This is a genomic window from Psychrobacillus sp. BL-248-WT-3 (genome assembly GCF_012843435.1).
GTDB lineage: Bacteria > Bacillota > Bacilli > Bacillales_A > Planococcaceae > Psychrobacillus.
In genome coordinates, this window is the sequence record NZ_JABAFC010000068.1 from 1 (window position 1) to 6,621 (window position 6,621).

Below are 6,621 nucleotides of genomic sequence, written 5' to 3' on the forward strand. Positions count from 1 at the left end.
AAAATAAGGAAAAAGAGAAATTGAGTGAGCTCAATTTCTCTTTTTCCAATATTAGAAGCTAGTTTTGTCCCAGCCTCACCTAGATAAGTTATGTTATTTTAACTTAAATTCTTTGTTAGTAGTTCCTAATCATTGGATAGGTTCACCTTTTCCCCACTTTTTGTTAGGTAACACTTCTCCAACCTTTAGGTGTGCTTTTCACTTCTTTAGGTGACACTTTCCGATATTTAGGTGTGGTGTTACCACTTAGGTAACACCGGCTCCTTTTTAGGTACCACTCCCACATCCTTTAGGTGCTCTTTTCTCTCCATTTAAGTCGACATCTTCTACACCATCATCACTTGTCTTAGACAGGCGTAGGCCCTCACTTCTTAGATAAGCTGTTTTTGCATTTGTTTGTTCTTTTCCTTAAACATGTCGTTATGAGAGGATACCATGGCAAAGCTATGTGCATCTGGTTCAATGAATTGTTTCGCTCGGTTTACCGCATTTGCTGCATCTTGAAAGGTACCTGCGATTAGGTGTAGTTTTCCTGGATGAGCTAATATGTCTCCAGCTGCGTAAATACCTGGAACGGACGTCTCACTTTTACTGGTGCCGGCTACGTAATATTCATCCTTCACTGCTATATTTACCGTACTTTTCTCAATCAATTCTGCATCTCTTTCATAGCCATGATTGATAATGACTTCATCCACTTCAAGATAAGTAATTTCCCCTGTTTCATTGTTTGAAAGGGCTACCTGTTCAATAATGTCACGGTTATTAGAAGCGATCAGCTTAGTGATAGATGTATTGAATAAGCAGGTTACTGAGCTATTCATCAATTGAGTTATTTGAGCTTCATGTCCATTTAACGCATCCTTGCGGTAAGTAACAAATACTTTTTTGGCAATTGGCTCCAGTTCGTTTGCCCAATCAATCGCAGAGTTCCCTCCACCTGAGATGACGACGGTTTTATCCTTAAAGCGACGAATAGATTTGATCGTATAGTTTAGGTTACTAACCTCAAAGCGATCTGCTCCACGTATATCTAGTTTAAGAGGATTTAGGATTCCACCCCCGATTGCAAGGATAATGGTTTTGGAATAATGAATTTCTCCAGAAGCTGTAGTTAAACAAAAGACATTGTTATCCTTACTAATCGCTTCTACCTTTTCGTTTAATACTACTTCCGGATTAAATGTTAACCCCTGCTCTACTAGCTGATGGATTAATCGTTCACCCGAGATTGGAGGCTGTCCCCCCACATCCCATATCATCTTTTCTGGATAAACATGAATTTTACCACCTAGCTAGGGCTGAAATTCAATGATCTTTGTTTTCATTTCTCGTAATCCACTATAAAAAGCAGAATATAAGCCTGCTGGGCCACCACCAATTATCGTTACATCAAATATATCACGCATACTGTAATCCCCTTTGAAATTTATTGTTGACTTCTGCCCAAAAATTCCATATGCTTTCTTTATGATAATGATAATCGTTTTCATTTATTTTATCAACTGTTAGTTTGGAGGTTTTTAAATGGTTCGCCTTTATACGGAAGATTTGTCTATAGGCTATGGAGAAAAACTTATTGTGAAGGAGCTATCTATACAAATTCCTGACCAAAAAATTACAACAATTATTGGCCCTAATGGCTGTGGCAAATCCACCCTTCTAAAAGCAATTACGCGGATTATTCCACACCAATCAGGATCTATATTGTTAGATGGGAAAACAGTTTCAAGAGAAAACACAAAAGTGCTTGCTAAGAAGATGGCGATTCTCCCCCAAACTCCGGAAAGTGCAAGTGGACTTTCAGTTGGTGAACTAGTATCCTATGGTCGTTTCCCCTACCAAAGCGGTTTTGGACGTCTCACCAAAAGAGATTATGAGGTAATAGATTGGGCAATGGAAGTGACTGGAACCCTTGGGTTTAAATATCTACCAGTAGATTCCCTTTCAGGAGGACAGCGTCAAAGAGTCTGGATTGCTATGGCGCTTGCACAGGAAACGGAAATCATCTTTTTGGATGAACCAACCACCTATCTCGATATGGCCCACCAATTAGAAGTACTAGAGCTTTTACAGAAGTTAAATGTTCAAGAAAAAAGAACTATTGTTATGGTTTTACATGATTTAAACCAAGCTGCACGCTTTGCTGATTATATTATTGCTCTCAAAGATGGCCATATTATTAAGGCTGGTAATTGTAAGGAAGTCATCACAAAAGAAATATTAAGAGATGTCTTTCAAATTGATGCTGAAATAGGCTTGGATCCAAGGACAGAAAAACCAATGTGCATTACATATAACCTACTAAAGGGAGAATATAAAAAATGAAAAAGCTTCTTATACCAATATTGTTTTTACTTATCTTATTAATGAGCGCGTGTAATAATGACGAAACAAATGGAACAGCTAATGAAAGTCCCAAAGAGTCTACTACTATTACATATAATTCAGAGGAAGGTCCGATTGAAGTTCCTGCTGATCCGAAACGTGTTGTGGTGGTATCTACCTATGCGGGGAATGTAGCCGCACTTGGAATCAATATAGTAGGTGTCGATGCTTGGTCGAAATCTAATCCTCAGTTTGATAAGTATTTCGCAGATGTAGAAGAGGTTTCAGAGGATAACCTAGAAAAAATTATTGAGCTAGATCCGGATTTAATCATTGGACTTTCCACTGCTAAAAATTTAGACAAATTAAAAGAAATTGCACCAACTGTTACCTTTACGTATGGAAAAGTAGATTACCTTACTCAACATTTAGAAATTGGAAAACTATTAAATAAAGAAAAAGAAGCTCAGGAATGGATAGATGATTTCAAGAAACGTGCACAAACAGCAGGTGAAGAAATCAAAACCAAAATAGGTGAAGATGCAACTGTCTCTGTTATCGAGAATTTTGACAAGCAATTATATGTATTTGGTGATAACTGGGGTAGAGGAACAGAAATTATCTATCAGGAAATGAAGCTAGCAATGCCTGAAAAAGTAAAGGAAATGGCATTAAAAGATGGGTTTTATGCTTTATCGCTCGAAGTATTGCCTGAATATGCAGGAGATTACATTATTTTCAGTAAAGCAGGGACACAGGATAACTCCTTCCAAGAAACTGATGTATACAAAAATATTCCTGCCGTAAAAGAAAGTCGAGTTTTTGAGGCTGTTGCTGAAGAATTCTACTTCAATGACCCAATTTCTTTAGACTATCAACTAGCGTTCTTTAAGGAAAATTTTTTAAACAATAAATAGTGTACTGGAGGGATTCATATTGGAATTCCTCCTTCTTCATGTCAGAAAGGAACTAAAATATGAACTCTTCTCTGCATTTTAGTATTAAATTAATAATAAGTTGCTTCCTGCTTATCATTATGTTTGGTTTTGCTATCATCTTTGGAGCTGCAGAAACTAGCATTGTAGATGTGTGGAACGCAATTTTCACATTCCAAAACAACGATTCAATAAATATTATTCGAGAAATACGTCTTCCTCGTGAGGTGGCTGCAATTATGGTAGGTTCAGCCTTGGCTATATCGGGAGCTATCATGCAAGGGATGACAAGAAACCCTTTAGCCGATCCTGGTCTACTTGGTCTAACCTCTGGGGCAAATGCAGCTTTAGCTGTAACTCTTGCCTTCTTACCGGCTACCAACTATTTAGGTATTACATTTGCTTGCTTTGTTGGTTCTGCGTTAGGGGCTATATTAGTCTTTAGTATAGGGGCTGCTAAAAAAGGCGGATTCTCGCCTTTGCGTATCGTTCTTGCAGGAGCTGCCGTCTCTGCCTTTTTATATGCCATTGCAGATGGAATCGGTATATATTTTAAAATATCAAAGGATGTTTCTATGTGGACCTCCGGTGGTTTAATTGGTACATCGTGGAGTCAGCTACAGGTCATTGCTCCATTTGTTATAGCAGGCGTTATTGTCTCACTTTTACTATCTAGACAGCTTACTATTTTAAGCTTGAATGAAGAGGTAGCAGTTGGATTAGGGCAAAGAATTTTTTTAGTGAAGACCATTCTATTTTTAGTAGTTATCTTATTAACCGGCGCATCCGTAGCATTAGTTGGTAACATGGCTTTTGTTGGTCTTATGGTTCCTCACATCGTTCGGGCCATTGTCGGCACTGACTATCGATTTATTATCCCTATGTCCGCTATTTTAGGAGCTATACTAATGCTTTTAGCTGACACTATCGGTCGTACGATTAATATTCCATATGAAACCCCTGTGGCGGCAATCATTGCAATAATGGGTCTACCATTCTTTTTATTGATTGTTCGAAAAGGAGGGAAAATATTTCAATGATTCATCCCAAAGTTATAAAAAAACAACGTATATTATTTGTTAGCTTTCTAGTTTTAATTTTAGTGACTGCTTTCGTGAGTGCGGGAATTGGCTATTCTTCTCTATCCTTTGACCGCTTGATTCCAACTTTATTAGGAGATGGCTCCTTTAAGGAAGAGTTTGTACTATTTTCTATCAGGCTCCCACGAATTATTATTACCTTACTTGCAGGCATGGCTCTTGCTTTATCAGGAGCTATACTTCAGGGGATTACTCGAAACGATTTAGCCGACCCAGGGATAATTGGTATCAATTCTGGAGCAGGTGTAGCAATTGCTTTGTTTTTTTTATTTTTCCCTATAGATCCTGGTTCATTTATTTACCTTTTACCTATTGTGGCATTTTTAGGAGCTTTACTTACAGCATTTCTAATCTATATCTTTTCCTATAATCGCGAAGTTGGACTCCAGCCAGTACGTTTAGTATTAATAGGTGTGGGCTTTTCCATGGCGCTTTCAGGCTTAATGATTGTTCTCATTTCTTCTGCTGATACTAAAAAAGTTGATTTTATAGCCAATTGGTTAGCAGGAAACATTTGGGGCGCGGACTGGCCCTTTATTTTAGCCTTACTACCTTGGTTGATCGTACTGGTTCCTTTTACCATGTATCGAGCAAACCGGTTAAATCTATTAGGACTCAGTGAGCCTGCGGCAATTGGAGTTGGAGTTTCCATTGAAAAAGAACGTATAGCCTTCTTAATGGTGGCAGTAGCTTTAGCAGCTGCTGCAGTTAGTGTTACGGGTGGTATTGCATTTATTGGTTTAATGGCTCCCCATATCGCAAAATCGCTAGTAGGTCCAAGACATCAGCTATTTTTACCAATTGCTATCCTATTAGGCGGCTGGTTATTGTTACTAGCTGATACAGTCGGACGAAATATACTTGAGCCTAGCGGGATACCAACCGGTATTGTAGTTTCCCTTATTGGTGCTCCTTACTTTATGTATCTATTACTTAAGAAATCTTAAATACAGATAAAGGAGCACATTCCTGAGCCACAACTTGGAGCTGTCCAGTGAAAGAAATAAAAACGTGAAATCAAGTAGTGATTTCACGTTTTTGTACTTTAATGACTAGTTATTGCCCACTCTATTTTAATTGTGTTTAGACTTCCGCATACTACCTTTTATTTAAATACTCGTATATTTTTTTCGGGTAGTCAGTAAAAATGGCATCGATCCCAATCTCTTCTAACATGTCCACATAAGCTTCCTCATTTACTGTGAAAACACGTACCTTTTTCCCGCTTGCTACTGCGTCATGACCCATCTTTCTTATAACTGTTGGGAAAAACGCATGTAACGCATCTGCTCCTACTAAATCTGCATATTTGTGAGGAGCAATCATTACTTCCATAAATAAAATGGCTGTTTCTATATTTGGTGCCTTTCTTTTAAAACTTTGAATTACCTCGTGATTAAAGGATGACACGACGACACGATTTGTGAGCCGGTAATCTTGGAGCATTTCAATTACCTTGTCCTCCATCCCTTCATAAGGGAATATATCTGATTTCAATTCAATGTTTATATGATGATGAGTATCTTTAAACACATATAATACTTCTCTTAAGGTTGGTATTTTTTCTCCTCTACACTTTTGAGAATACCAAGCTCCAAAGTCATACGCTTCTAGCTGGGAAAGAGTCATATCTTTGATAAAGCCTTGTCCATTAGAAGTACGATCAATTTTTTCATCATGAATGACGACAAGTTCTCCATCCTTTGTCATATGAACATCAAATTCTACTCCGAATATAGGTAAAGCCGCCGCTGCTTTAAATGCTGAGATTGTGTTTTCTGGATGAGTTCCAGCCGAGCCTCTGTGTGCATAAATTTTCATGGAATGCCCCCCTCATATAGATACATTAAGTATATCTTCACGTAGAATATAATGGAAATAAATTTTCTAAAAATTTCAAGAAAAGCGCAACCGCCTATCCCTGCCCCGACAGGCAAATGGAGAAAAGCGAGGAGGCAGCTCCTCAGCCACCGCAGTTTTTATCCATTTGACCCCGAGGGGCAAGGCGGTGGAGCTAGACATCAAGAAAAGCGCAACCGCCTATCCCTGCCCCGACAGGCAAATGGGAAAAAGCGAGGAGGCAGCTCCTCAGCCACCGGAGCTTTTATCCATTTGACCCCGAGGGGCAAGGCGGTGGAGCTAGACAACAAGAAAAGCGCAAGCGCCTATGTCTGCCCCGACAGGCAAATGGGAAAAAGCGAGGAGGCAGCTCCTCAGCCACCGGAGCTTTTATCCATTTGACGCCGAGGGGCAAGGCG

The 6,621-nt window shown here is 39.0% G+C and carries 5 protein-coding genes and 1 pseudogene; 4 read left to right on the forward strand and 2 right to left on the reverse strand.

All coding sequences use genetic code 11. The annotated features are described in order from the left end of the window. Window positions 1-371: 371 nt before the first annotated feature. Window positions 372-1,409: pseudogene (locus HF876_RS18395) on the reverse strand (NAD(P)/FAD-dependent oxidoreductase). Window positions 1,410-1,527: 118 nt separating this feature from the next. On the opposite strand from HF876_RS18395, the gene HF876_RS18400 reads away from it, so the two are divergent. Genes HF876_RS18400 through HF876_RS18415 form a run of 4 tightly spaced genes read left to right on the forward strand, consistent with a single transcriptional unit; the run spans window position 1,528 to window position 5,310 of the window. Beyond that, entirely contained in the window at window positions 1,528-2,328 is an 801-nt protein-coding gene (locus tag HF876_RS18400; RefSeq protein WP_169361511.1) for an ABC transporter ATP-binding protein, read from the forward strand. Then, the gene (locus tag HF876_RS18405; protein WP_169361512.1) at window positions 2,325-3,245 is read left to right on the forward strand and encodes an iron-hydroxamate ABC transporter substrate-binding protein; all 921 of its coding nucleotides are present in this window, start codon (window positions 2,325-2,327) and stop codon (window positions 3,243-3,245) included. The genes HF876_RS18400 and HF876_RS18405 overlap by 4 nt, the downstream gene beginning before the upstream one ends. A gap of 59 nt (window positions 3,246-3,304) precedes the next feature. Then, entirely contained in the window at window positions 3,305-4,303 is a 999-nt protein-coding gene (locus HF876_RS18410; RefSeq protein WP_169361513.1) for a FecCD family ABC transporter permease, read from the forward strand. Further along, complete coding sequence (locus tag HF876_RS18415) at window positions 4,300-5,310, forward strand: FecCD family ABC transporter permease (RefSeq protein ID WP_169361514.1); 1,011 nt, start codon at window positions 4,300-4,302, stop codon at window positions 5,308-5,310. The genes HF876_RS18410 and HF876_RS18415 overlap by 4 nt, the downstream gene beginning before the upstream one ends. Before the next feature lie 151 nt (window positions 5,311-5,461). On the opposite strand, the gene HF876_RS18420 is transcribed toward HF876_RS18415, so the two are convergent. Continuing rightward, on the reverse strand, window positions 5,462-6,184 hold the full coding sequence (locus HF876_RS18420) for a glycerophosphodiester phosphodiesterase (protein ID WP_169361515.1): 723 nt from the start codon (window positions 6,182-6,184) through the stop codon (window positions 5,462-5,464). Window positions 6,185-6,621: the final 437 nt, after the last annotated feature.

What these genes read in the sequence shown, in the direction of transcription:
- HF876_RS18415 (WP_169361514.1), top strand. Translation starts at nt 4,300, where the DNA reads ATGATTCATCCCAAAGTTATAAAAAAACAACGTATATTATTTGTTAGC.
- HF876_RS18420 (WP_169361515.1), bottom strand. Translation starts at nt 6,184, where the DNA reads ATGAAAATTTATGCACACAGAGGCTCGGCTGGAACTCATCCAGAAAAC.
- HF876_RS18400 (WP_169361511.1), top strand. Translation starts at nt 1,528, where the DNA reads ATGGTTCGCCTTTATACGGAAGATTTGTCTATAGGCTATGGAGAAAAA.
- HF876_RS18410 (WP_169361513.1), top strand. Translation starts at nt 3,305, where the DNA reads ATGAACTCTTCTCTGCATTTTAGTATTAAATTAATAATAAGTTGCTTC.
- HF876_RS18405 (WP_169361512.1), top strand. Translation starts at nt 2,325, where the DNA reads ATGAAAAAGCTTCTTATACCAATATTGTTTTTACTTATCTTATTAATG.